General features: G+C 68.0%; 30 protein-coding genes. 24 read left to right on the plus strand and 6 right to left on the minus strand.

All coding sequences use genetic code 11. The features are described from left to right. Positions 1 to 4 precede the first annotated feature (4 nt). From rplP to rpsQ, 3 genes are read left to right on the plus strand one after another with little or no spacing between them, the layout of a single operon-like run. On the plus strand, positions 5 to 424 hold the full coding sequence (rplP, locus tag MHY20_RS01000; RefSeq protein ID WP_183375625.1) for a 50S ribosomal protein L16: 420 nt from the start codon (positions 5 to 7) through the stop codon (positions 422 to 424). Then, positions 424 to 657, plus strand: a complete 234-nt coding sequence (rpmC, locus tag MHY20_RS01005; protein ID WP_183375623.1) for a 50S ribosomal protein L29 — start codon at positions 424 to 426, stop codon at positions 655 to 657. Before rplP ends, rpmC begins: the two co-directional genes overlap by 1 nt. Positions 658 to 677: 20 nt before the next feature. Beyond that, on the plus strand, positions 678 to 956 hold the full coding sequence (gene rpsQ, locus MHY20_RS01010; protein WP_183375621.1) for a 30S ribosomal protein S17: 279 nt from the start codon (positions 678 to 680) through the stop codon (positions 954 to 956). 105 nt (positions 957 to 1061) lie between these two features. On the opposite strand, the gene MHY20_RS01015 is transcribed toward rpsQ, so the two are convergent. Beyond that, a complete protein-coding gene (locus tag MHY20_RS01015) occupies positions 1062 to 1349 on the minus strand; it encodes an antibiotic biosynthesis monooxygenase (protein ID WP_239373933.1) in 288 nt (95 codons plus the stop codon). 429 nt (positions 1350 to 1778) lie between these two features. Between MHY20_RS01015 and rplN the strand changes: the two genes are divergently transcribed. The 19 genes from rplN to rplQ all read left to right on the plus strand — a co-directional run bounded on the left by rplN (position 1779) and on the right by rplQ (position 12125). Continuing rightward, on the plus strand, positions 1779 to 2147 hold the full coding sequence (rplN, locus tag MHY20_RS01020; protein ID WP_183375617.1) for a 50S ribosomal protein L14: 369 nt from the start codon (positions 1779 to 1781) through the stop codon (positions 2145 to 2147). Position 2148: 1 nt separating this feature from the next. Then, entirely contained in the window at positions 2149 to 2565 is a 417-nt protein-coding gene (gene rplX / locus MHY20_RS01025; protein ID WP_183375615.1) for a 50S ribosomal protein L24, read from the plus strand. After that, positions 2565 to 3134 (plus strand): 50S ribosomal protein L5, encoded by a 570-nt coding sequence (rplE, locus tag MHY20_RS01030; protein ID WP_183375613.1) that lies wholly within the window; start codon positions 2565 to 2567, stop codon positions 3132 to 3134. Before rplX ends, rplE begins: the two co-directional genes overlap by 1 nt. Position 3135: 1 nt before the next feature. Continuing rightward, positions 3136 to 3321: a type Z 30S ribosomal protein S14 gene (locus tag MHY20_RS01035; RefSeq protein WP_183375611.1), complete on the plus strand. Its 186-nt coding sequence runs from the start codon at positions 3136 to 3138 to the stop codon at positions 3319 to 3321. Between the two features lie 57 nt (positions 3322 to 3378). Further along, complete coding sequence (rpsH, locus tag MHY20_RS01040) at positions 3379 to 3780, plus strand: 30S ribosomal protein S8 (RefSeq protein ID WP_183375602.1); 402 nt, start codon at positions 3379 to 3381, stop codon at positions 3778 to 3780. Positions 3781 to 3799: 19 nt separating this feature from the next. Then, positions 3800 to 4345, plus strand: coding sequence for a 50S ribosomal protein L6 (rplF, locus tag MHY20_RS01045; protein ID WP_239373936.1), 546 nt, complete (start codon positions 3800 to 3802; stop codon positions 4343 to 4345). A gap of 2 nt (positions 4346 to 4347) precedes the next feature. Next, complete coding sequence (gene rplR, locus MHY20_RS01050) at positions 4348 to 4734, plus strand: 50S ribosomal protein L18 (protein ID WP_183375598.1); 387 nt, start codon at positions 4348 to 4350, stop codon at positions 4732 to 4734. Between the two features lie 35 nt (positions 4735 to 4769). Then, complete coding sequence (gene rpsE, locus MHY20_RS01055; protein ID WP_183375596.1) at positions 4770 to 5444, plus strand: 30S ribosomal protein S5; 675 nt, start codon at positions 4770 to 4772, stop codon at positions 5442 to 5444. After that, complete coding sequence (rpmD, locus tag MHY20_RS01060; RefSeq protein WP_183375929.1) at positions 5441 to 5623, plus strand: 50S ribosomal protein L30; 183 nt, start codon at positions 5441 to 5443, stop codon at positions 5621 to 5623. Before rpsE ends, rpmD begins: the two co-directional genes overlap by 4 nt. A gap of 3 nt (positions 5624 to 5626) precedes the next feature. Further along, positions 5627 to 6079, plus strand: coding sequence for a 50S ribosomal protein L15 (rplO, locus tag MHY20_RS01065; protein ID WP_183375594.1), 453 nt, complete (start codon positions 5627 to 5629; stop codon positions 6077 to 6079). Positions 6080 to 6201: 122 nt separating this feature from the next. Further along, the gene (secY, locus tag MHY20_RS01070) at positions 6202 to 7479 is read left to right on the plus strand and encodes a preprotein translocase subunit SecY (protein ID WP_183375926.1); all 1278 of its coding nucleotides are present in this window, start codon (positions 6202 to 6204) and stop codon (positions 7477 to 7479) included. A 1-nt stretch (position 7480) separates the two neighbouring features. Beyond that, positions 7481 to 8071, plus strand: coding sequence for an adenylate kinase (locus tag MHY20_RS01075; RefSeq protein ID WP_183375592.1), 591 nt, complete (start codon positions 7481 to 7483; stop codon positions 8069 to 8071). Positions 8072 to 8076: 5 nt separating this feature from the next. Then, positions 8077 to 8907: a type I methionyl aminopeptidase gene (map, locus tag MHY20_RS01080; protein WP_183375590.1), complete on the plus strand. Its 831-nt coding sequence runs from the start codon at positions 8077 to 8079 to the stop codon at positions 8905 to 8907. A gap of 233 nt (positions 8908 to 9140) precedes the next feature. After that, a complete protein-coding gene (infA, locus tag MHY20_RS01085; protein ID WP_183375588.1) occupies positions 9141 to 9362 on the plus strand; it encodes a translation initiation factor IF-1 in 222 nt (73 codons plus the stop codon). Positions 9363 to 9377: 15 nt separating this feature from the next. Next, positions 9378 to 9491, plus strand: a complete 114-nt coding sequence (gene rpmJ, locus MHY20_RS01090; RefSeq protein ID WP_183375586.1) for a 50S ribosomal protein L36 — start codon at positions 9378 to 9380, stop codon at positions 9489 to 9491. 172 nt (positions 9492 to 9663) lie between these two features. Continuing rightward, positions 9664 to 10038 (plus strand): 30S ribosomal protein S13, encoded by a 375-nt coding sequence (rpsM, locus tag MHY20_RS01095; protein ID WP_183375584.1) that lies wholly within the window; start codon positions 9664 to 9666, stop codon positions 10036 to 10038. 83 nt (positions 10039 to 10121) lie between these two features. After that, positions 10122 to 10529 (plus strand): 30S ribosomal protein S11, encoded by a 408-nt coding sequence (gene rpsK / locus MHY20_RS01100; protein ID WP_183375582.1) that lies wholly within the window; start codon positions 10122 to 10124, stop codon positions 10527 to 10529. A gap of 75 nt (positions 10530 to 10604) precedes the next feature. Then, positions 10605 to 11606 carry a DNA-directed RNA polymerase subunit alpha gene (locus MHY20_RS01105; RefSeq protein WP_183375580.1) on the plus strand — a complete coding sequence of 334 codons (1002 nt, stop codon included), beginning with the start codon at positions 10605 to 10607 and terminating at the stop codon, positions 11604 to 11606. A gap of 27 nt (positions 11607 to 11633) precedes the next feature. Continuing rightward, positions 11634 to 12125: a 50S ribosomal protein L17 gene (rplQ, locus tag MHY20_RS01110; RefSeq protein WP_183375578.1), complete on the plus strand. Its 492-nt coding sequence runs from the start codon at positions 11634 to 11636 to the stop codon at positions 12123 to 12125. Positions 12126 to 12296: 171 nt separating this feature from the next. Here rplQ and MHY20_RS01115 read toward each other — a convergent pair whose 3' ends face one another. The 5 genes from MHY20_RS01115 to MHY20_RS01135 form a co-directional block, all read right to left on the minus strand. After that, entirely contained in the window at positions 12297 to 14714 is a 2418-nt protein-coding gene (locus tag MHY20_RS01115) for a polysaccharide pyruvyl transferase family protein (RefSeq protein ID WP_239373938.1), read from the minus strand. 67 nt (positions 14715 to 14781) lie between these two features. Then, on the minus strand, positions 14782 to 16782 hold the full coding sequence (locus tag MHY20_RS01120; protein WP_239373940.1) for an S-layer homology domain-containing protein: 2001 nt from the start codon (positions 16780 to 16782) through the stop codon (positions 14782 to 14784). 194 nt (positions 16783 to 16976) lie between these two features. Continuing rightward, positions 16977 to 19265 (minus strand): phosphoribosylformylglycinamidine synthase subunit PurL, encoded by a 2289-nt coding sequence (gene purL / locus MHY20_RS01125; RefSeq protein WP_239373942.1) that lies wholly within the window; start codon positions 19263 to 19265, stop codon positions 16977 to 16979. Positions 19266 to 19384: 119 nt separating this feature from the next. Then, positions 19385 to 21478, minus strand: a complete 2094-nt coding sequence (locus MHY20_RS01130; protein WP_239373944.1) for an acyl-CoA dehydrogenase — start codon at positions 21476 to 21478, stop codon at positions 19385 to 19387. Positions 21479 to 21502: 24 nt separating this feature from the next. Continuing rightward, entirely contained in the window at positions 21503 to 22114 is a 612-nt protein-coding gene (locus MHY20_RS01135; protein WP_239373946.1) for a TetR/AcrR family transcriptional regulator, read from the minus strand. Positions 22115 to 22167: 53 nt separating this feature from the next. Between MHY20_RS01135 and MHY20_RS01140 the strand changes: the two genes are divergently transcribed. Beyond that, positions 22168 to 23493: an acetyl-CoA C-acetyltransferase gene (locus MHY20_RS01140; RefSeq protein ID WP_183375566.1), complete on the plus strand. Its 1326-nt coding sequence runs from the start codon at positions 22168 to 22170 to the stop codon at positions 23491 to 23493. Beyond that, complete coding sequence (locus MHY20_RS01145) at positions 23493 to 24830, plus strand: 3-oxoacyl-ACP reductase (protein ID WP_239373948.1); 1338 nt, start codon at positions 23493 to 23495, stop codon at positions 24828 to 24830. Before MHY20_RS01140 ends, MHY20_RS01145 begins: the two co-directional genes overlap by 1 nt.

Below are 24830 nucleotides of genomic sequence, written 5' to 3' on the forward strand. Positions count from 1 at the left end.
TCCAATGCTGATTCCGCGTAGGACCAAGCACCGCAAGCAGCATCACCCGAGCCGTCGTGGTCTCGCCAAGGGCGGCTACGACCTCGCGTTCGGTGATTACGGCCTTCAGGCTCTCGAGCCGGCCTACATCACCAACCGTCAGATCGAGGCTGCTCGTATCGCAATGACCCGCTACATGAAGCGTGGCGGCAAGGTGTACATCACCATCTTCCCGGACCGTCCGCTGACCAAGAAGCCTGCCGAAGTCCGCATGGGCTCCGGTAAGGGTTCGGTGGAGTTCTGGGTCGCCAACGTCAAGCCCGGCCGCATCATGTTCGAGGTCGCCGGCGTCTCCGACGAGGTTGCTCGTGAGGCACTGCGCCTGGCGATGCACAAGCTCCCCATGAAGTGCCGAGTTCTCAGTCGAGAGGGTGACGACATCTGATGGCTGCCGCAAAGCTCACTGCCGACGAACTGAACAAGATGGACGATGCGAAGCTCCTGGAGGAGCTCGCGAAGGCCAAGGATGAACTGTTCAAGCTTCGGTTCCAGTCCGTCACGCAGCAGCTGGAGTCCCACTCCCGCCTGCGTTCGGTCAAGAAAGACATCGCACGGATCTACACGATCCTGCGCGAGCGCGAGCTTGGCATCCGCCAGGCTCCGGGCTCGGCCGAGTGATCGAAGAACGAGGAAAGACGATGAACGAAAACGCACAGGCTGCTGACGAGCGGAACGACCGCAAGCAGCTCCGTGGCCTCGTTGTCTCCGACAAGATGGACAAGACCATCGTTGTCGAGGTGGAGGAGCGCGTGAAGCACTCCCTCTACGGCAAGGTCATGAAGAAGCACAAGAAGTTCAAGGCCCACGATGAGGAGAACACCGCCGGCATCGGCGACCGTGTCCGCATCATGGAGACCCGCCCGCTGAGCGCCTCCAAGCGCTGGCGTCTGGTGGAGATCATCGAGCGCGCCAAGTGATGCGCTGATCTCTCACGGAAACGGCCGGCATTCCCTTCGGGGGATGCCGGCCGTTTCGTCGTTCGGTGGGGGAGAGGCGGCGCCGTGCGGTCGAGCTCGGCAGCGTCAGCCGTCGAGGTCGACCACTTCGAAGCTGAGGAGACCCTCCGCCTTCGACACCGTCGTGCCCTCCGCGCGCGGCTGCCTCTTCGCGGCCCACGCGTCGAAGGAGGCGTCGTCGGCCCAGCGGGTGACGACGAAGTACGGCTGGCCCTCCTCAGCGGGCCGCAGCAGCTCAAAGCCTTCGAAGCCGGGCTCGGAGTCCACGGACTTCCGGCGTGCGGCGAACTTCGCTTCGAGGTCGGCGCCGCGGTCGACGGGAACGGACAGCTGATTGATCTTGACGACGGTCATCGGGTGAGCCTCCTGGCAGGTGGGGATCCGTCGGCCGACGGGTGCTGACGGCCGGATGAGCCCAGCGTAGGCGCCCGCCCGAAGAGGACCGTCCAGCCGACGGGGGAGCGTCCACTCGAGGCCCCCTGGAAAAGTGCTGCGCGTAACCAACCACACACGCTCAGGCGAGCCCGAGCTGTTCCCATCCGCGGCGGGTCCGCGTAGACTAGAGCAGTTGCTGTGGGCCTCGGCCCACGCTCCGCTCGCGGTACGCGAACCTCGTCGGAGACCTTGGGTTCCCCTCATTGGGAGAGCCCCTGAGTCCGACAGAGGGGTTTTTTATGCCCGCGCGGAGGCAATTGTCCGATATCCGTTCCGCAAGGCTCGACAGCTGCCGGCCCCCACGGGGGCAGACGGCAAGAGAACCGGCGAGACGCAAGGAGAACGTTAGTGATTCAGCAGGAGTCGCGACTGAAGATCGCCGACAACACTGGTGCGAAGGAGATCCTCTGCATCCGTGTTCTCGGTGGCTCCGGTCGCCGTTACGCCGGCATTGGCGACAAGATCGTGGCGACCGTCAAGGACGCCATCCCGGGCGGCAACGTCAAGAAGGGCGATGTTGTGAAGGCCGTCGTGGTTCGCACCACGAAGGAGACCCGCCGTGCCGACGGTTCGTACATCCGCTTCGACGAGAATGCAGCCGTCATCCTCAAGACCGACGGCGAGCCGCGCGGCACCCGCATCTTCGGCCCCGTGGGCCGCGAGCTGCGTGACAAGCGGTTCATGAAGATCATCTCGCTGGCACCGGAGGTGCTGTGACATGGCAAGTATGAAGATCAAGAAGGGTGACCTCGTGCAGGTCATCTCCGGGCGCACCAGCGACGCAGACCGCATCGCAGCCCGCAACAAGACCCGCGCCGACAAGGGCAAGTCCGAACTCACCCCGGGTGACAAGGGCAAGCAGGGCCGCGTCCTCGAAGTCTTCCCCGACACGCAGCGCGTGATCGTGGAGGGCGTCAACCGCATCACCCGCCACAACAAGCCCGGCATGAACGGCCAGGCCGGTGGCATCGAGCAGGTCGAGGCCCCGATCCACGTGTCCAACGTGGCCATCGTGGATCCCGAGGACAACAAGCCGACTCGCGTGGGCTTCCGCGAAGAGACGGTTGAGCTCGAGAACGGCCGCACCAAGACGATGCGCGTCCGCATCTCGAAGCGCACCGGGAAGGACATCTGATGACTGAGACGACCCAGACCGTCCCCAGCCCGCGCCTGAAGGACCAGTACCGCAACGAGGTCAAGTCCTCGATGCAGGAGCAGTTCGAGTACGCGAACCCCATGCTCATCCCCGGCCTGACCAAGGTCGTCGTGAACATGGGCGTGGGCGACGCCGCTCGTGACTCCAAGGTCATCGACGGCGCCATCAAGGACCTCACCCTCATCACCGGCCAGAAGCCGCAGGTCACCCGCGCACGCAAGTCCATCGCACAGTTCAAGCTGCGCGAGGGCATGCCGATCGGCGCTCATGTGACTCTGCGCGGCAACCGCATGTGGGAGTTCCTCGACCGCCTCATCTCCACTGCTCTGCCCCGCATCCGCGACTTCCGTGGCATGTCGCCGAAGCAGTTCGACGGTGCCGGCAACTACACCTTCGGTCTCTCGGAGCAGGTCATGTTCCACGAGATCGATCAGGACCAGATCGACCGCGTTCGCGGCATGGACATCACGATTGTGACCACCGCGAAGACCGACGAAGAGGGACGCGCGCTGCTCAAGGCGCTCGGCTTCCCGTTCAAGGAGAAGTGAGATGGCGAAGACAGCGCTCAAGAACAAGCAGCAGCGCAAGCCGAAGTTCCAGGTTCGCGCTTACACCCGGTGCCGTCGCTGCGGACGTCCGCGCTCCGTGTACCGCAAGTTCGGAATCTGCCGAGTCTGCCTGCGCGAGCTCGCCCACCGCGGTGAGCTCCCCGGCGTGACGAAGAGCAGCTGGTAAGGACTATCGCCACAGGTCCCTGAAGAGGGAAACCACGGTGAGAAAGAAGCATTCGACATGACAATGACTGATCCCATTGCGGACATGCTGACTCGTGTGCGGAACGCCTCCGGCGCGTTCCACGACGACGTCACCATGCCGTACTCGAACTTGAAGGCCCGCATCGCGGAGATCCTCAAGACCGAGGGCTACATCAACGACTGGCGCGAGGAAGAGGCGAAGGTCGGCAAGAACCTCGTCATCACCCTCAAGTACAACCACGTCGCACGCGAGCGTGCGATCTCCGGTGTGCGCCGCATCTCCAAGCCGGGCCTGCGGGTCTACGCGAAGTCCACCAACCTGCCCAAGGTCCTCGGCGGCCTGGGCGTGGCCATCCTGTCCACGTCCTCCGGCCTCCTCACCGACAAGCAGGCAGCACAGAAGGGCGTGGGTGGGGAAGTCCTCGCCTACGTCTGGTAATCGGAAAGGAGACCGGAACATGTCCCGTATTGGACTTCGTCCCATTCCCGTGCCCGCTGCTGTCACCGGTGTGACCATCGACGGCCAGCGCGTTCAGATCGCCGGCCCGAAGGGCGAGCTCGAGTACACGGTTCCCGCACCGCTGACCGTTGAGCGTCGCGACGAGGACGGCGCCATCGTGGTGAGCCGTCCCGATGAGGAGCGCGAGACCCGCGCTCTGCACGGCCTGGCACGCACGCTCATCAACAACATGGTGGTCGGTGTGACCGACGGCTACGAGAAGAAGCTCGAGATCGTCGGCACCGGTTACCGCGTCATCGCCAAGGGCTCCGACCTCGAGTTCAGCCTCGGCTACTCCCACACGGTCCTGGTGAAGCCGCCCAAGGGCATCACCTTCGCTGTGGAGAGCCCGAACAAGTTCTCCGTGTCGGGCTACGACAAGCAGATGGTCGGCGAGCAGGCGGCTAAGATCCGCAAGCTCCGGGCCCCCGAGCCGTACAAGGGCAAGGGCATCCGCTACGCGGATGAGACCGTCATCCGCAAGGCCGGAAAGGCTGGTAAGTGATTATGGGTTTCGCTGAGAAGCACACTCGTGGTGACCGCAAGAGCCGGGTCCGCGCACGCGGCCGCCGTCACCTGCGCCTGCGCCGCCGCATCATCGGCAGCGCCGAGCGTCCCCGCCTCGTCGTGACCCGCTCCGCGCGTCACGTGTTCGTTCAGGTCATCGACGACGCCAAGGGCCACACCCTCGCGTCCGCCTCCACCATGGAAGCTGACCTGCGCGGCGACTCCGTCACCAAGACGGAGAAGGCGAAGAAGGTCGGCCTGCTGGTCGGCGAGCGCGCCAAGGCAGCCGGCGTTGAGTCCGTGGTCTTCGACCGCGGCGGCAACAAGTACCACGGCCGAGTGGCCGCCGTCGCCGACGGCGCCCGCGAAGCCGGACTGACTCTGTGACCAACCCCCGGAACCAGGACGAGAAGAGGATTCACATGACTGCTGAGCAGCAGAACAACGGTCCCGCCGCCTCCGGCCGGAGGGACGACAAGCAGAAGGGCGGTCGCAACGACCGTCAGGGCGGGCGTCGCGACAACCGCGGCGGCCGCCAGGAGGAGAAGTCCGCATTCCTCGAGCGCGTGGTGAGCATCAACCGCGTCTCGAAGGTCGTCAAGGGCGGCCGCCGCTTCGCCTTCACCGCACTCGTTGTGGTGGGCGATGGCGACGGCACCGTCGGCGTCGGCTACGGTAAGGCCAAGGAAGTTCCCGCGGCCATCTCCAAGGGCGTTGAGGAGGCGAAGAAGAACTTCTTCCGCGTCCCGCGCATCAAGGGCACCATCGTTCACCCCGTGCAGGGTGAGGACGCGGCCGGCGTGGTCTTCCTGCGCCCGGCAGCCCCGGGTACCGGTGTGATCGCCGGCGGTCCGGTGCGTGCAGTCCTCGAGTGCGCTGGCGTGCACGACGTGCTGAGCAAGTCGCTCGGTTCCGCGAACGCCCTGAACATCGTTCGCGCCACCATCGCGGCTCTCCAGCAGCTCGAGGAGCCCGAGGCAGTGGCAGCACGCCGCGGCCTGCCCCTCGAGGACGTCGCTCCCGGCTACCTGCTCCGCGCACAGGCCGAAGGCCGTGCCGAGGCTCGTGCCGCACGTGAAGAGAAGGTCGGTGCCTGATGCAGCTCAAAGTGACTCAGATCAAGTCGACAATCGGCGGCAACCGCGCTCAGCGTGAAACCGTGCGCGGCCTCGGCCTCAAGCGCATCGGCGACGTTGTGGTGAAGGAAGACCGCCCCGAGATCCGCGGCATGGTCAATGCCGTCCGTCACCTCGTGACGGTTGAAGAGGTGGACTGATTTATGCCTGACAACAACCCGCTCAAGCTGCACGACCTTCGCCCGGCCCCCGGGTCGAAGACCGCAAAGACCCGTGTGGGTCGCGGTGAGGCATCCAAGGGCAAGACCGCCGGCCGCGGCACCAAGGGCACCAAGGCCCGCTACCAGGTGCCCGCAGGCTTCGAGGGCGGTCAGACCCCGATGCACCGTCGTCTGCCGAAGCTTCGCGGCTTCAAGAACCCGTTCAAGGTGACCTACCAGGTCGTGAACCTGGACACCCTCCAGGCTCTGTTCCCTGAGGGCGGCACCGTGACGGTCGATGACCTCGTGGCGAAGAAGGCTGTTCGCAAGAACCAGCCCGTCAAGGTCCTCGGCACCGGCGACATCAGCGTCAAGCTGGACGTCACCGCGCAGAAGTTCTCGGCATCCGCCGAGGAGAAGCTCGTCGCCGCCGGCGGCAGCGCGACCGTTGCCTGATCCCGGCATCGCCGGTCAAGCATTTTGACGAGGCATCGCGGCTCACCTATTCTGAGCCGCGATGCCTCTTTTCATCTGGCACCAGAAGGAGGAACCGGGTGTCCAACCCCGTCATTCGTGCCATGCGCACGCCTGAGCTGCGCAACAAGATCCTTTTCGTCCTCGCACTGATCGCGATCTACCGGCTCGGCGTCTTCATCCCGACCCCCGGTTTCGACTACCGCAACGTGAACGCCTGCATCGACCAGTCGATGGCCGGCGGCGGGGGCGTGCTCGGCATCGTCAACATGTTCTCCGGCGGCGCACTGCTGCAGATGTCGATCTTCGCGCTCGGCGTCATGCCCTACATCACCGCCTCGATCATCGTGCAGCTGCTGCGCGTGGTGATCCCCCGGTTCGAGGAGCTGCACAAAGAGGGCCAGTCCGGTCAGGCGCAGCTGACGCAGTACACCCGCTACCTCACCGTGGGCCTCGCCGTGCTGCAGTCCACCACCATCATCACGCTCGTGCGCTCCGGCCAGTTCTTCCAGGGCTGCACCCTGCCGCTCGTGCCGGACCAGTCCGCCCTGATGCTGTCGCTGATGATCCTCACCATGACCGCCGGCACCATCGTCATCATGTGGTTCGGTGAGCTGATGACGGAGAAGGGCGTCGGCAACGGCATGTCCCTGCTCATCTTCACCTCCATCGCCGCCGGCTTCCCCGGCTCGCTGGGCCAGATCCTCAAGCTCCAGGGCTGGCTGATCTTCGGTCTCGTGTTCCTGGTGGGCCTGGTGCTGTGCGTTCTGATCATCTATGTGGAGCAGTCCCAGCGCCGCATCCCCGTGCAGTACGCGAAGCGCCAGGTGGGTCGTCGTCTCATCGGCGGCAGCTCCACCTACATTCCGATCAAGGTGAACCAGGCCGGCGTGATCCCCGTGATCTTCGCGTCGTCGCTGCTGGCGCTGCCGCAGCTGGCCACCACGTTCGGCAACCCCAACGACGGCTGGGTGCAGTGGATTCAGACGAACCTCACCCAGGGCAACGGCTTCAGCTGGGTGTACTCCGTGACGTTCTTCCTGATGGTGGTGTTCTTCGCGTTCTTCTACGTGTCCATCACCTTCAACCCGGAGGAGATCGCCGACAACATGAAGAAGTACGGCGGCTTCATTCCCGGCATCCGCGCCGGCAAGCCGACCGAACGCTACCTGCAGTACGTCATCAACCGCGTGCTCTCCGTGGGTGCCGTCTACCTGGGCGTGCTCGCGCTCATCCCGATCCTCGCCCTCGCGTTCCTCGGCGCGGATCAGAACTTCCCGTTCGGCGGCGTCTCCCTGCTGATCATCATCGGCGTCGGCCTCGACACGGTGAAGCAGATCTCCGCCAAGCTCCATCAGCACCATTACGAAGGGATCCTCTGACATGACTCAGACCCCCACCGCCACCCGCCTGCTCATCATCGGCGCCCCCGGCGCCGGCAAGGGCACGCAGGCCGCCCGCATCGCCGAGGCGCTGAACATCCCGGCGATCTCCACCGGTGACATCTTCCGCGCCAACGTCTCGCAGGAGACCGAGCTCGGCGTCCTCGCCAAGTCCTACATGGACAAGGGCGAATACGTGCCCGACGAGGTCACCAACAGCATGGTCAAGGACCGCCTCGCCCAGGACGACACCGCCACTGGCTTCCTGCTCGACGGTTACCCCCGCACCGCCGACCAGGTCACCGCCCTGGACGGCATGCTGAAGGACTCCGGTCGGGAGCTCGACGCCGTCATCCTGCTCGAGGTCGACACCGACGCCGTCGTGGACCGCCTGGTGCAGCGCGGCAAGGAGCAGGGCCGCTCCGACGACAACGAGGAGACCATCCGCCGCCGCATCGACGTGTACGGCGAGCAGACCGCCCCGCTGATCTCCGTGTACGACGAGCGCGGCCTCGTGCGCCGCATCGACGGCATGCAGCAGATCGACGAGGTCTCGGCGGACATCCTCCGGACCCTCGGTGTGAACCGCTGACGGGTATGGCCCGCAGCCGCATCGAATACAAGACGCCCGAGCAGTTCGCGCACATGCGAGCTGCCGGGCTTCTTGTCGACCGCCTCCATGACGAGATCCAGCGGTCGCTGCAGCCCGGGATGACCACCGGCGACCTCGACCGCATCGCCGCCGAGGTCATCGCCGACGGCGGCGGGACCCCCAACTTCCTCGGCTACCAGGGCTTCCCCGCCACCATCTGCGTCAGCGTCAACGAGGAGATCGTGCACGGCATCCCCGGTGACCGCGTCATCAACGACGGCGACCTCGTGTCCGTGGACGCCGGCTGCATCATCAACGGCTGGCACTCCGATGCCGCCCGCACCCACATCGCGGGTACCGCGAAGGACCCGGAGCACCGCCGGCTGATCGACGTCGCCGAAGCGGCCATGTGGGACGGCATCGCCGCCGCCGCCACTGGCCGCACGGTCGACGACATCGGCGCAGCCGTGGAGGACTCCGTGCTCGCCGCAGTGGGGGAGAGGTTCCAGCACCTGGAGGACTTCGGCGGGCACGGCATCGGGTCCGCGATGCACCAGCCGCCGGACGTCATGAACTTCCGCACCCGCGGCCGCCACCCGAAGCTGAAGCCAGGCATGGCGATGTGCGTGGAGCCGATGCTCACCATCGGCAGCGCTGACTGCGAGATCCTCGACGACGACTGGACCGTGGTCACCCTCTCCGGCGCGGTCGCCGCGCACGTGGAGCACGCGTTCGCCATCCTCGAGGACGGCATCTTCGTACTCACCGCCGCCGACGGGGGCCGCGAGCAGCTCGGCGCCCGCGGCGTGGAGATCGCCGCCGAACCCGTTCTCTGACGCCCGCCCCGCCGATGCGCCGGGACCGGCGGGGGAGGGGCCGGCATCCAGGGCGGCGGAACCCGTCGGCCGACGGGTGCGTGAGGTGAGCGACCACACGCGATCCCGCTCTTATCAGCCTTCTCCAGCCCGTGTAAGGTAGACGATTGGGTGTGTTCTGCACCCTTGAACAACCGGCGTAGACGACGCGCCTGCAATCGATGCCCGTGAACGGGTAGAGAGTACGTGAGGTTATGGCGAAGAAAGACGGAGTGATCGAGGTCGAAGGTGTTGTCACGGAGGCACTCGCGAACGCGCGTTTCCGTGTCGAGCTGGACAACGGCCACAAGGTCCTCGCCCACATCTCCGGCAAGATGCGCCAGCACTACATCCGCATCCTTCCCGAGGATCGGGTCGTGGTGGAGCTGAGCCCGTACGACCTTGAGAAGGGTCGCATCGTCTACCGCTACAAGTAAGCCAGTGAGGACAGCATGAAGGTTCACCCGAGTGTCAAGCCGATCTGTGACGACTGCAAGGTGATTCGTCGCCACTCCGTCGTCATGGTGATCTGCAAGAACCCCCGTCACAAGCAGCGCCAGGGCTGATCCGGCCCGCGGCCTGCCGCGAAACCCCGCGGGATCATCCCCGCACCAACAATTGAAGAGGCATCATCGACCGCCGATCAGGCGGTGACCCGCGGTGCGGAGGCTGCGGCGCTCGAACGAGTATGGGCGAGATGATGACTCAGGCCTCCGAGAAAAATAGGAGAACTGCACAATGGCACGTCTCGTTGGCGTTGACCTCCCGCGCGAAAAGCGCCTGGAAGTCGCCTTGACGTACATTTTCGGCGTGGGTCGTTCCCGTGCCGTCGAAGCCCTCGCCGCCACCGGTGTGGACGGCGACCAGCGCGTGCGCGAGGTGTCCGATGAGGACCTCGTGAAGCTGCGCGACTACATCGAAGAGAACTTCCAGATCGAAGGTGACCTCCGCCGTGAGGTCGCAGCGGACATCCGCCGCAAGGTGGAGATCGGCTCCTACCAGGGCCTTCGTCACCGTCGTGGCCTGCCCGTCCACGGCCAGAAGACCAAGACGAACGCTCGCACCCGCAAGGGCCCGAAGCGCACCGTCGCCGGCAAGAAGAAGGCGCGCTGAGGCACTAGCCGAAGCTGCGCCGCGATCGACCGTCAGGTCCGGTCGCTCCGATCACCTTCACGAATCCCAAGGAGTTCAGCCACATGGCTACCAAGTCCCGCGCCACTGCCGCGGCCCGCAAGCCGCGTCGCAAGGCGAACAAGAACGTCGTCGCCGGCCAGGCGCACATCAAGAGCACCTTCAACAACACCATCGTGTCGATCACGGACCCCGCCGGCTCCGTGATCTCGTGGGCCTCCGCCGGCCAGGTCGGCTTCAAGGGCTCGCGCAAGTCCACCCCGTACGCCGCGCAGATGGCTGCTGAGGCCGCTGCCCGCCGCGCCCAGGAGCACGGCCTGAAGAAGGTCGACGTCTTCGTCAAGGGCCCCGGCTCCGGTCGTGAGACCGCGATCCGCTCCCTGACCGCTGTCGGCCTCGAGGTCGGCTCGATCCAGGACGTCACCCCGCAGGCGCACAACGGCGTTCGTCCGCCGAAGCGTCGCCGCAACTGATCTGTCCCCCGTCCATCTCCGTGTCATACCGCCACCTGAACGTCATATAGCGGACGTTCGCAGAAAGGACACAACGTGCTCATTGCACAGCGCCCCACGCTGACCGAGGAGACAGTCTCGGACAATCGCTCCCGGTTCGTCATCGAGCCGCTGGAGCCGGGTTTCGGCTACACCCTCGGCAACTCGCTGCGTCGCACGCTGCTGTCGTCCATCCCGGGCGCAGCGGTGACGTCGATCCGCATCGACGGCGTTCTCCACGAGTTCTCCACGGTTCCGGGTGTGAAGGAGGATGTCACCGAGCTCATCCTCAACATCAAGAACCTGGTCGTCTCCTCCGAGAACGACGAGCCTGTTGTGATGTACCTGCGCAAGGAGGGCGAGGGCACCGTCACCGCTGGTGACATCACCCCGCCGGCCGGCGTGGAGATCCACAACCCGGATCTGCACATCGCAACTCTCAACGACAAGGGTCGTCTCGAGATCGAACTGATCGTCGAGCGCGGGCGCGGCTACGTGTCCGCCCAGCAGAACAAGGGCGTCGAGGGCGAGATCGGCCGCATCCCGGTCGACTCGATCTACTCGCCGGTCCTCAAGGTGACCTACAAGGTCGAGGCGACCCGTGTCGAGCAGCGCACGGACTTCGACCGTCTGATCATCGATGTCGAGACGAAGCCGGCCATCGCCCCGCGCGATGCCATCGCTTCGGCCGGCAAGACCCTCGTGGAGCTCTTCGGCCTCGCCCAGGAGCTGAACGAGGAGGCTGAGGGCATCGAGATCGGTCCGTCCCCGACCGACCAGGCGATGGAAGCTGATCTGGCTCTGCCGATCAACGACCTCAACCTCACGGTCCGCTCCTACAACTGCCTCATGCGCGAGGGCGTGCACACCGTCGGTGAGCTCACCTCCCGCAGCGAGGCGGACCTGCTGGACATCCGCAACTTCGGTCAGAAGTCCATCGACGAGGTGAAGGCGAAGCTCGCTGAGCTCGGCCTGAGCCTGAAGGATTCGCCGGCGGGCTTCGACCCGTCGACTGTGCTCGAGTCCTACGGCGACGGCGACTTCGGCGACCAGTTCTGACACTTCACACTTCCAAGGAGAACAACAATGCCTGCACCCACGAAGGGAGCTCGTCTCGGCGGTTCCGCCGCTCACGAGAAGGCGATGCTGGCCGGCCTGGCCACCGCTCTGTTCGAGCACGGCGCCATCAAGACCACCGAGACCAAGGCGAAGCGCCTGCAGCCGGTGGCCGAGCGCCTCATCACCATCGCGAAGAAGGATGACCTTGCTGCACGCCGCCGCGTCATGCGCTCCGTGCTCGACAAGTCGGTCGTCCACGAGCTCTTCACCGAGATCGCCCCGAAGTTCGCTGAGCGTCCGGGCGGCTACACCCGCATCACCAAGATCGGTCCGCGCAAGGGCGACAACGCCCCGATGGCGCTGATCGAGCTGGTCGACGAGCCGTACTCCGCCAAGGAGTCCGTGGTGAAGGAGGCTGAGGGCGCTGCCAAGCAGTCCGCGAAGGCTGACGACGCTGCGAAGGCCGACGAGGCCCCGGAGACCACCGAGGCAGCCGCCGAGGAGAAGACCGAGGACTGATCCTCTGGATCGCGACTGAGGTCTGATCCGCTTCGGATCACGAAGGAAAGGGCCGCTGGGTTGATTCCCAGCGGCCCTTCGTCATGCCCGCACGCAGGGGCGGCGGCAGCGTTCACGGCGCGGCCCGCGCCCGCCACAGCGACAGCGGCGGCCGTGGCGGTTGCGGTTGCGTCAGCGCCCCCGGCCGGGCAGGCGCCGCAGAACACGCCGGCCGGTGCGCTTCACGAAGTTGATGGTGCCGCCGTTGAGCACCCCGTGCTCGATGACCTCGAGCTGGTGGGCCATCGCATCGACCTGGTGGCGCATGTCGGCCAGCTCACGGCGGGTGTCGGCGAGTTCGCGGTGGAGCCCGTCGGCCTCCTCCCGCAGCGCCGCGGTGATGAACATCGGCAGTCCGAGCCCGTTCTTCTCCACCCAGGTGGTGAAGTACTGGTCTCGCAGCAGTGCGTCGAAGCGGTGGTGGTCGCGCAGGCCCGCCACCATAGAGTTGCTGGAGGCGCCGGTGGAGCCGGGCCGCTGATGCCAGAACGCGAGCGGTTCGTCCAGGAATCCGACCGTCATCGACTGCAGGAGCCGCAGATGGAACTCGTAGTCGCCGATCACCGGGAGCGATTCGTTGAACAGCCCGATGGTGTCGTGGACGCTGCGGCGGTACAGCAGGGAGATCGGTACCATCCGATTGATGCGGATGAAGTGCGCGAGGGTGATGCTGTGCATCTCCGGCCAGACCGGGAACGTCTCGTAGGGGACGTACACGCCGGGCTCCTCACCGGCGAGGCGCTCCAGCACGATGTGCGTGCGCACGGAGACAGCGGCGTCGTCGGTGTCGGCGAGGAAGCGTGTGGTGCGGGCGAGGAAGCGCGGGTGCCAGACGTCGTCATCGTAGTGGACGGCGACGAATTCGCTGCGGGTGGCGGCCAGGCCCTGGTTCGTGGCGGCTTCCATGCCGCGCGACTGCTCATTGTGGAGAACGGTGATGCGCTCGCCCAGTTCGTCCCGGTAGCGGTCGACCACGGCGGTCAGGTCGTCGGTGTCGCCGCCGTCGTTGACGATGACGAGGTGCCAGTCGGTGACGGTCTGCCCGAGGATGTCCTGGATGCCGCGGTCCAGGAGCAGGGGCCGGTCCTTGGTGCGCAGAATGATCGCGGTCTGTGCCGGTTCGCCGGTGGTCCCAGCTGATTCACCGGACGCGGCGGTGGCAGGGGAGTGGGCGCGGGTACCGGCTGCGGCCGCGGTGGCGGAACGGTCGCCGGTGTCTGTTGCTGCAGGGGCGTCGCCGCTGGGGGAGGGGGCCGACGGGTCCCGGCCCTGCAGGGCGTCCGCGATGGCGTCCCAGGTGCCGGTGATCGCCTCAAGCGCGGCTGCGCCGTGCGACGGGCCGCTGGCGTCGGGCGCGTCGGCGCAGTGGGCGAGATCGGCGATCGCGGCGTCGACAGCCGCCGGATCGGCGAGCAGGTGCTCCAGGCTCAGGCTGCGCTGGTCGGCCCCGGCATTGGCGAGGGCGCCGTCCATGCGGACGCGGCCGTACCGGTCCAGGTGGATCGGCAGCACGGGTGTGGCCGAGGCCAGCGCGAAGACCAGGGGATGGAACCGGGTGGTGAGGACTGCGTCGGCCGCGCAGGTGCGGGCAGCGGACGCCGCCGCCAGTTCGATCGGGGCGAGCCGGTGCGGGGCATCCAGACGCGCCGCAACCAGCGCATTGAGTCGGCAGTCGCCGGAATCGGGGTCGTCCTGATCCGCCATGTGCGGCACGAATTCGACTGTCGCGTCCAGTGCCGTCGCGGCCCGGTCGATGATGCCGGCGAGGGCGGTGACGTACTCGTCCTCATCGAACGGAGCCGCCGACCCGAGGGTCACCGAGAGGGTGCGGCCGCGGACAGCGCCCGCCCGGCCGTCAGTGTCTGCCCGGTCGTCAGTGCCCGCCCGGGCCTCGGTGCCGGCCCCGTGCGCGTCGTCAGCGGGGCCGGTGATGCGCTGGTCGAGGATCGGCGCGGCCGCATCGTCGCTGCTGCACAGCACTGCTGACGCGGCGGAACCCGTCGGCCCCACGCAGCGGGCGAGCGCGGCGCTCGCCTCATCGCGGACCGCCACCACTCGCGCGATGGCGAAGAGATCGCGCAGGCGGGCACGGTCGGCCGCCGTGAGGTCAGGGCCGAGGGTCTGGCCCGCGACCACGACCGGCAGGCCGAGGCTGTGCGCCAGCAGACCCATCGCCCACCGCTCCAGCAGCAGCCACCCGAATCGGGAGTTCAGGTTTCCTCCGCCGCCGATGACGAGGGCGTCCACGCCGCGCAGCTGCTCGCGGATGCGGAACAGCTTGTCCTCGGCGGGCAGGGCGGCATCGCTGCCGCCGAGGACCTGCTGGATCTCCTCGGCGTACCGTTCACGGTCCTGCGGATCGTGCGGGAAGGTGAGTGCGTCGATCGCGTCTGCGGGGGCGGTGCCGCCGGGGCCGTACTTCTCGTGCCGCGACACCGGGACCACAGTGAAGCCTCGGCGCTCCAGCTGCTCCCGTTCAGCGGACGCGATCGCTTCATCGCCCACGTGGTAGACGGTCTGGTCCACATCGCACAGCAGGGCGACTCTCATGCTTCACACTCTCTTCAGCGTCGACGGCGTCGGCAGGGCACCGTCCTGACCGCGGCGGTCGACGGGATCAGAGCTTGCCCTGCCTCTTCATCAGACGATAGATGAACGCGGCCATGTCTGCTCGGTTCGTCGCGACGAGCGGGCGGAACGTACCGTCCGGCCAGCCGGTGGAGATGCCCGCGCTCTTCATCCACGTGATCTCACGGGCGAACTGCGAGGTGCGGGGCACGTCCCGGAACGGGGCGGTCTTCGCCACGGGCAGCGGATCGCCGCTGGAACGGAACAGGAACGCGGCGATCGCATCGCGGTTCACCGGCTGCAGGGGACGGAACTCGCGGCCCCGGCGGGTGGTCCAGCCGGTGGAGAGGCCTGTCGCGTACGCCCAGGAGATCTCACGGTAGAACTGCGAGTTCGTCGGGACGTCCACGAACGGGGAGCGGGCCGGCGGGGTGTAGGCGGGGGAGCCGGCGACGCGGTACATGAACGCGATGATGGCGTCGCGGTTGACCGCGACGGACGGGCGGTACGTGCCGTCCGGCCAGCCCCGCAGAATGCCCTTGTTCGCCAGCGCTTCGATCTCGGTGGAGAACATGTGCGAGCGCGGCACGTCCTTGAAGGTCTGCCCGGGGCCGCCGGCGGTGAACACGACCTTGCCGTTCACCTTGTCGGCGATACCGTTCGCGAAGCGCTGCGGCCCGCTCGTCTTGGACTCCAGCGGCTGGCCCCACGCGGGGGTCCAAGAAGCGGCGTACGGGCTCTGGTGCGCCACGGTGGACTGTCCGGCGGTGACCACGAGGCCGCGAGTGGCGCGGGTGACGTGGTAGGAGCCCTCCAGCCGCTGGGCGTGGGTGACGGTGCCGAAGCGCGTGAAGCCTCCGTTCCGGTGGAACGCGAGGTAGTGCCCGGTCGGGTGGGCGTCGCGGTAGCGCTGGGCGAGGGTGCGCAGGTTCTCGAACTTCGAGTACACGTTCTTGCCGGGGCAGGAGGTGTAGTTGACGTCGCGGTGGCCGAAGATGCGCGGCAGCGACACGGGGCTCTTGTACCGCACGGCAGGCGAATCGGTGTTGCGGGGCTGGTGCACCGAGGTGCCGCGCACGTCGGCGATGAACGCGGAGCCGAGCTTCCAGCCCGCCACCCGCGCGAGGGCGTCGATGCCGGCCGACGGAGCCGACGCGACCTCGTAGTCGCCCATGATCGAGATGCCGAACGTGCTGTGGTTGAAACCGAGCGCGTGGGCGCCGCGGATGTTGCGGTGGATCCCGCCGCGGCGGCCCTCGAAGATCTGGCCGTACTTGTCGACCAGCACGTTGTAGCCGACGTCCGCCCAACCGAGCGTGCGCGTGTGGTAGCTGTAGATGCCGCGCATGATCTGCATCGAATCAGCGCGCGAATAGCTGTTGGAGCCGGCGGTGTGGTGCACCACCACGGACTTCAGTTCGCTGTCGGCGCTCGAGTTGCGCGCCCAGGACTCGTTCGCGCCCCATTCGGCGCGGGTGAACATCGCGGGCGCCGCGGTGGCGAGCACCTTGGTCGCCGGGACGGTGCCGGTGAGGCCGGTGCCGCCGCCGCTGGGCCCATTGCCCACGCGTTCGTGGTCCGACGGGTCCTCCGAGGTCTCGATCAGGTGCGCCGTCAGCTCAGCGGTGACGTCCTGACCGTCGCGCGCGGCGCGGAAGCGCACCGCTGTGGAGGGACCGAACCAGGACGGGTCGGTGGCCTTCGCCCCCATGTCGGTGAGCAGTTCGAGGCGGCGCCACGGGCACCAGGTGCCGTCGGCGGCCCGAGCGGACACCTCCACCGTGTCCGGGTCCTCCCCGGTCCAGGTGGCGGCGGCCATCGTCGCGGTGCCGGCGACGGAGCGTCCGGGAGCGTCGTCGTCAGCGGCGGAGGATGCGTTCTTCGCGGACTCCGGTGCCGCCAGGTCCTCATCGGTGATGGTGGTGGTGCCCGAGTCGCCCTGGGTGCCATCGGCTGCGGGGAGGGCGGCGGACGCAGCGGGGACGGCGGCTGCTCCGAAGGGGAGAGCGGCACCGGTGCGGATCAGGGAGCGGCGGGGAAGGAGAGACATGATGGTCCTCGGGTGGGAAACGCGAACATTACGAACGTATATCGGATCCATCGAAAGTGCTAGGCCGGTAACTTGGGGTTCCACGCGGTGTGAGAGAAAGCCCGTACTGCACATCAGGGGCGGCAGACCGGTCGCCCGGCTGCCGCCCCTGCGGTAGTTGATCGTCGAACCCCTCGGGGTGGTGGCCGATGGGATCAGCCGAAGTGCTTCGGCAGCACCGCCTCACGCTTCTCGCGCAGCTCAGCGATCGGGAAGGACCCCACACCCTGGATGTCGAGGGCATCGCCATCGGTCACACCGATGCGCACGGCCGGGAACTTCCGCGCCGTCACCATGTCGGTGAAGCGGACCTCTTCGCTGCGCGGCAGCGCCACGATCGCGCGGGCCTGCGACTCCGACAGCAGCGCGGTCAGATCGTCGAGGCCGTAGCGCTCCTTCAGCTCGTCCAGCACGATGCGGGCACCGGTGCCGAAGCGGGAGCAGGACTCCACCAGAGCCTGGAACAGGCCGCCCTGGGAGAGGTCGTGCGCGGCGTCGATGAGGCCGTCGCGGGAGCAGGACACGAGGATCTCGGCGAGCTCGCGCTCCGCGTCGAAGTCGACCTTCGGCGGCTGGCCGCCCAGGTGGTCGTGCACGGCGCCGGCCCAGGCCGACCCGGACAGCTCCTCAGCGGTGGAGCCGAGCAGGTAGATCGCCAGGCCCTCGTCCTTCCAGCCCGACGGCGTGCGGCGCGCAACATCATCGAACACGCCGAGGATGCCGACCACCGGGGTCGGGTGGATCGCGGAGTCGATGGTGCCGGGCTCACCGGTGGAGTTGTAGAGGGACACGTTGCCGCCGGTGACGGGGACCTCCAGGGTCCGGCACCCGTCGGCCAGGCCCGTGATGGCCTCCACCAGCTGCCACATGCGGTCCGGGTCCTCCGGGGAGCCGAAGTTCAGGCAGTCCGTGACCGCCATCGGCTGCGCACCGGTGGTGGCGACGTTGCGGTACGCCTCCACCAGCGACAGCTGCGCACCGGTGTACGGGTTCAGCATGGCGTAGCGGCCGTTCGCGTCGGTCGAGAGCGCGATGCCGCGGCCCGTCTCCTCATCCACGCGCAGCACGCCGGCGTCGTCCGGCATCGCCAGGGCGGTGTTGCCGCCCACGTAGCGGTCGTACTGATCGGTGACCCAGTGGGTCGAGGCCAGATTCGGGGACGTGGTCACGGTCCACAGCTGCTCCACCAGAGCGGCGGCATCCGCCGGACGCGGCAGCTTCTCAGCGGCGTCGGCCTCCAGCGCGTCCTGCCAGGAGGGACGGGCGTACGGGCGGTCGTAGACGGGGGAGTCGTGCGCGACCGTCTTCGGGTCCACATCGACGATGCGCTGGCCGCCGTGGTCGATGGTGAGGCGGCCATCGCCGGTGACCTCACCGATGACAGCGGACTCCACACCCCACTTGTCGGCGATCTCCAGGAAGCGGTCGAGCTTCTCGGGGGAGACCACCGCCATCATCCGCTCCTGCGATTCGCTCATGAGGATCTCGCCGGCGGTGAGGGACGGATCGCGCAGCAGGACCGTGTCGAGGTCCACGTGCATGCCGGAGTCGCCGTTGGAGGCGAGTTCGCTGGTGGCGCAGGAGATGCCGGCGGCGCCGAGGTCCTGGATGCCCTCGACGACCTCCTCGCGGTACATCTCCAGGCATGCTTCGATCAGCAGCTTCTCCATGAAGGGGTCGCCCACCTGCACAGAGGGGCGCTTCGCGGGACCCTCGTCATCGAAGGACTCGGAGGCGAGGATGGAGGCGCCGCCGATGCCGTCACCGCCGGTGCGGGCACCGAACAGGACCACCTTGTTGCCCACGCCCTCTGCGTTGGCGAGGTGGATGTCCTCGTGGCGCATCACGCCGATGGCGAGCGCATTGACGAGCGGGTTGTCCTGGTAGCAGGGATCGAACACGGTCTCGCCGCCGATGTTCGGCAGGCCGAGGGAGTTGCCGTAGCCGCCCACACCGGCCACCACGCCCTCCACCACGCGGGCGGTGTCCGGGTGGTCGATGGCGCCGAAGCGCAGCTGGTCCATCACCGCGACGGGGCGCGCACCCATGGAGATGATGTCGCGGACGATGCCGCCCACACCCGTTGCGGCGCCCTGGTACGGCTCCACGAAGCTCGGGTGGTTGTGGGACTCGACCTTGAAGGTGACGGCCCAGCCGTCGCCGATGTCGACCACGCCGGCGTTCTGACCGATCCCGACCAGGAGGTTCTTCTTCATCGCCTCCGTGGACTTCTCGCCGAACTGGGAGAGGTGTCTGCGGGAGGACTTGTACGAGCAGTGCTCCGACCACATGACCGAGTACATGGCGAGCTCGGCGTTCGTGGGGCGGCGGCCCAGGATCTCGCGGATCTTCTGGTACTCATCCCCCTTCAGACCGAGGTCGGCCCAGGGCTGCTGCTCATCAGGGGTGGCGGCAGCGTTCTCGACGGTGTCGATGTCAGGCATTGACGGAAGTGTCCTTTGGCTCGAGCGCATAGAAAACGGGGCTGGGTGCGGCCCGCAGCCGACCCAGCCCCATCCTACCCATGGGCGCAGCCCCGCCGAGCCCTCGGGTGCGGGGCGCTTCAGCGCGCCTGGTGCAGGGACTTCTCGCTCACCGGTGCGTTCCGGCTGGCGCGCTGCTGTCGGTAGTGCTCCTCCGCCTCATCCTGGCGCTCCCGCTCCGCGCCGAGCGCGATCGGGGCGCGCACATGCTCGGGCGCCAGATCGAACGCCGCCACGAGGTCCAGCGCCACCGGGCGCAGCTTCCACAGCAGGCGGTTGATGTACCCGCGCAGGGTGCGGCCGCGCTGCAGGGAGATGTGCCCGTTCAGCAGGTACCACGACAGGTTCGCTTCGATGCGGGTGAGGGCGAACAGGTCCCGCAGGCGGAACATGACGTGCTGGGTCTGCTGGTCCTCGATGTCGTTGATGGCGGTGGTGAACGCGGTCCAGCGCACCAGGTCCGCGTGCGCCTTCGCCGCCTCCAGCATCTCCACCTGGTGGCGGTTCACCAGGGCGGCCGCCTCCTGCGGGCTCATCTTCGCGGCGGGACGCAGCGCCAGCGCCACCTCCTCCACGGTGGACTTCGCGCGGGCCGCCAGCATCGACTCCTGGAACTGGGGGTCGCGCATCGACAGGGCGGCGCGCTTCGCACTGCCGGCGTCCTGCGCGGTCTGCACCAGGCGGTTCCACGGGGTGTGGCGCTTGGAGAGGGCTTCGGCGCGACCGGCGATGAACCGGCCGATGCCGGCGCGGTCGATGCTCTTCATCTCCGAGGAGTAGTCAGCGAGCAGACGCTTCGCGACCAGCTGCAGCAGCACCGTGTTGTCGCCTTCGAAGGTGGCGTAGACGTCGAGGTCGGCGTGCAGGCCGACGAGGCGGTTCTCCGCCAGGAACCCCTGACCGCCGCACGCTTCGCGGCATTCCTGGATGGTGTCCAGGGCGAGCCGGGTCGACGTCGGCTTCAGCGTGGCGGCGAGGGTCTCCAAGTCCTCGCGGGCCTCGGGAGTGTCGCCCTCGCCGGAGAACACGTCGTCGTAGGCGCGCAGCAGCTCGTCGTGCGCGAACTGCCCGGCGTAGGTCTCCGCCAGCGCCGGCAGCAGCCGGTTGAGGTGGGACTGGTAGTCCATCAGCACCGTCTCGCGGTTGGGGTCCGCGGAGGTGAACTGGCGGCGCTGCGAGGCGTAGGTGATGGCGATGGTCAGCGCCAGCTGGGTGGCGCGCAGAGCGGAGCCGTCCAGTGACACGCGGCCCTGCACGAGGGTGCCGAGCATGGTGAAGAACCGGCGTCCGGGGGATTCGATGGGGGAGGTGTAGACCCCGTCGGCGTCCACATCGCCGTAGCGGTTCAGCAGGTTGGTGCGGGGGATGCGGACGTTCTCGAACGCAAAGCGGCCGTTGTCGATGCCGTTGAGGCCGCCCTTCGGGCCATCGTCCTCGGACCGGATGCCGGGCAGCAGCTCGCCGTTCTCGTCCCGCACGGGCACGAAGAAGCAGTGCACCCCGTGGTCCACGCCGCGGGTGATGAGGCGGGCGAACACGGTGGCGGCGCGGGCGTGGCAGGCGGCGTTGCCGAGGTAGTCCTTCCACGCGGCCCGGAACGGGGTGTTGATGACGAACTCGTCGGTCTCGGGATCGAACGTGGCGGTGGTGGCGAGGGCCTGGACGTTGGAGCCGTGGCCGATCTCGGTCATGGCGAACGCGCCGGGCAGGCGCATCGCCATGGCGTCCGGCACCCAGCGGCGATGGTGTTCTTCGCTGCCGAGCTGAACGATGGCGGAGGTGAACAGGCCGAACTGCACACCGGACTTGATCTGCAGGGACGGGGAGCCGACCACGATCTCCTCGAACTGGGCGACGTTGTCCCCCTGCTTGTTGGGGCCGCCGAGAGTGGTGGGGACCATGTTGTCTGCGACCCCCATCTCCGCCATGAGGTGCAGCTGCTCAAGGACGCGCTCGCGGTGCTGGGCGACGGTCTGGTCGAGGTGGTCGTGGAGGCGCTCGTCCTTCATGCGCTCGCGGGCGAGGCGGCGGGAGTCGGCGTAAGTGCCGAGCAGGAGGTCGGTGAGCAGGGGGACGTCCACCTGCAGCGGTTCGTCGCTGTAGGGAGGGGCGACGGGGGCGGCGGTCTCGGGCTGCTCAGCGGTGAGCGCCCTGATGCTGTCGGTGATCGGCATGGCGGTCCTTTCAGTGCGTGTGTGTCACTCGGTGGGCGGGCCGGCGAGCAGCCACGTCACGAGGTGGTCGGCGATGTCATCGGGGGTCTTCTCGAACAGGGCATCGCCCTCGCGGGCGCGGATCCACTGGCTGGTGACGCCCTGGACGAAGCTGACGGCGCCGCTGGCCCACAGGGTGCGGGTCTGGGCGTCGATCGACTGGGGAAGGGAGGCGGCTACGAGGCGGCCCACAGAGGTGAGGAAGTGGTTGAGCCCGGCACTGGGCTGCACCACGAACTCGTAGAGGTTGCGGGAGGTGGCGGCGGTGTGCACGAACGAGGTGGTCATGGCGCGGATGGAGGTCTCGGCCGACGGGTGCTCATCGTTCGTGGCGCGCAGGACGCGGGTGAGCTGCTGAACCATCTCGTTGAGGATCTGCACGCCGAGGGCGCGCTGCAGTTCGGCCTTGTCCTTGAAGTAGCGGTAGACGATGGACTTCGAGGTTCCAGAGGCGACGGCGATGTCCTCCATGGTGAGGGAGGGGCCCTGGCGATGGATCTCGGTGCGGGCGACTGCCAGCAGCTCGGAGCGGCGCTGTTCGCGGTGGCGGGCCCACCGGGTGGAGCGGCCGTCGGGCTGAGGGGCTTGCGCGTTCATGTTCACGAAACCTAGAGTATCAAGTACTGGCAGTACTATGTAAAGAGGTCATTGTGACAGCTCCTCAGAACGCCCCGCGCCGCGTGCACGTCCTCGGCGGCAACCGCATCCCCTTCGGCAAGATCGGTGGCGCCTACCGCGGCGTCTCCAACCGCGACATGATGACCGCCGCCCTCGACGGCCTCATCGCCCGGTACTCCCTCCAGAACGAACGCATCGGCGAAGTCGCCGGCGGCGCCGTCCTCAAACGAGCAGCGGACTTCAACCTCACCCGCGAAAGCGTCCTCGGCACCGCACTGGACCCCCACACCCCGGCGATCGACATGCAGAAGGCCTGCGCCACGGGCCTCGAGACCCTCAACTTCGTCACCGCGAAGATCCGTCTCGGCCAGATCGACTCCGGCATCGCCGGCGGCGTCGACTCCGCCTCCGATGCCCCCATCGAAGTGTCCGACTCCCTGCGCCGCAAGCTCCACACCCTCTCCCGCGCGAAGACGGCAGGCCAGCGCCTCAGCCTCGTGGGCTCCCTGCGCCCGTCAGACTTCGCCCCCCTCGCCCCGCGCAATAGTGAGCCGCGCACGGGCCTGTCCATGGGTGAGCACCAGGCGATCACCACCCGCGAATGGGGCATCACCCGCGAGGAGCAGGATGAGCTCGCCGCGGCCAGCCACAGGAACCTCGCCGCCGCTTACGAGGAGGGCTTCTTCGACACCCTCATGACCGGCTACCGCGGCTGCGGCCGGGACGAATTCCTCCGCCCCGACACCACCGTGGAGAAGCTCGCCGGGCTGAAGACCGTCTTCGGCAAGGAGCAGGCCACCATGACGGCCGGCAACTCCACGGGCCTGTCCGACGGCGCCTCCGCGGTCCTCGTCGGCACCGAGGAATGGGCCGCCGCCAGGGGCCTGACCCCGCTCGCGGAGGTCGTCGACTTCCGCGCCGCCGCCACCGACTACGTCCACGGCGACGAGGGCCTCCTCATGGCCCCGGTGGAGGCGATGCCGCGACTGCTCGCCGACAACGGCCTCACCATCGACGACATCGACTTCTTCGAGATCCACGAGGCGTTCGCCGGCACCGTCCTGTCCACCCTGAAGGCATGGGAGTCGCGCGAGTACATGGTGGACCGCCTCGGCTTCGACGACGTGCTCGGCACGGTCCCGCGCGAGAAGCTCAACGTGAAGGGCTCGTCGCTGGCCGCCGGGCACCCTTTCGCCGCCACAGGCGGCCGCATCGTCGCGTCGCTGGCCACCATGCTCCGCACCGCAGCGGACGACACCGGCCGCACCCAGCGCGGCGTCATCAGCGTGTGCGCCGCCTCCGGGCAGGGCGTGGTGTGCCTGCTGCAGGCCGAGCCCGTCGGACAGGAGGACAAGTGATGGCCGCCCCCAACCTGTACGGCTCGTTCGTGAAGAGCCCCGTCGGCGGTCTGCTGGCGAAGCAGCTCGGCCTGCCCAGGCCCGCCCACCTGCCCCGCCGCGCAGACCGCGACGAGCTCGTCCTCAGCCCCGCCGTCGTCCTCGGCGACTCGACCGGCGCTGACGACATCGCCGCCCGCCTGCTCGACTGGGGCGCGGATGTGCGCCGCCGCGCCGACGACACCGGCAGCGTCGGCTCCCTCCTGCTCGTCCTCGACGACCTGCGCCGCCCCGAGGACATCGCGGGCCTCATCCAGCAGGCCCGCGCCGCCGTGAAGAAGCTGCAGCCCGGCGGCCGCATCATCACCGTCTCCCGCACCCCCGACGGCGCCGACCCCGTGGTCGACTCCGCCCGGGGCGCCGTCGAGGGCCTGCTGCGCTCGCTCGGTCACGAGGTGCGCCGCGGCGCCACCGCCAACGGCATCCAGGTCGCGCCCGAGTTCCCGCTCAGCGCCGTCAGCGTGGAGCACGCCCTGCGGTTCTTCCTCTCGGCCCGCTCCGCTTTCGTGGACGGGCAGCTGCTGCGGATCGATGCCGACACCGGCACCGCCCCCGCCGACTGGACTCAGCCGCTGGCCGGCCGCACCATCGTGGTCACCGGCGCCGCCCGCGGCATCGGCGAAGCGATCGCCCGCACCCTCGCCGCCGACGGCGCCGACCTCATCCTGGTCGACATGATGAACGCCGGCACCGAGCTCTCCCGCCTCGCCACCGAACTCGGTGGTCGCCCCGTCCTCGCGGACGTCACTCAGGAGCGCACCGCCGCCGCCCTCATCGCCGCGGCCGACGGGAGCCCGATCGACGGAGTGGTCCACAACGCCGGCATCACCCGCGACAAACTGTTCGCGAACATGACGCAGGACCGCTGGGAGGCCGTCATCGCCGTGAACCTCCGCTCGCAGCTGGCGATCACCCGCGCCCTGCGGGATGAGGATGCGCTCGGCGCCGACTACCGCCACGTGGGCATCGCCTCCACCTCCGGCATCGCCGGCAACCGCGGCCAGACCAACTACGCCGCCTCCAAGGCCGGTGTGATGGCGTACGTGGACGCGCTCGCCGGCGACCTCGCCGAATCCGGCGGCACGGCGAACGCGGTCGCGCCCGGGTTCATCGAAACGGAGATGACCGCGACGATGCCCGTGGTGACGCGCGAGGTGGCGCGCCTGCTGAACTCCCTCCACCAGGGCGGCCTGCCGCAGGACGTGGCCGAAGCGGTCGCGTTCCTGCTCTCGCCCGCCGCCGGCGGCATCCGCGGGGAGACGCTGCGGGTGTGCGGCCAGAACCTTGTGGGACGGTGA

The sequence above is a fragment of the Helcobacillus sp. ACRRO genome, assembly GCF_022347125.1.
Classification (GTDB): Bacteria; Actinomycetota; Actinomycetes; order Actinomycetales; family Dermabacteraceae; genus Helcobacillus; species Helcobacillus massiliensis.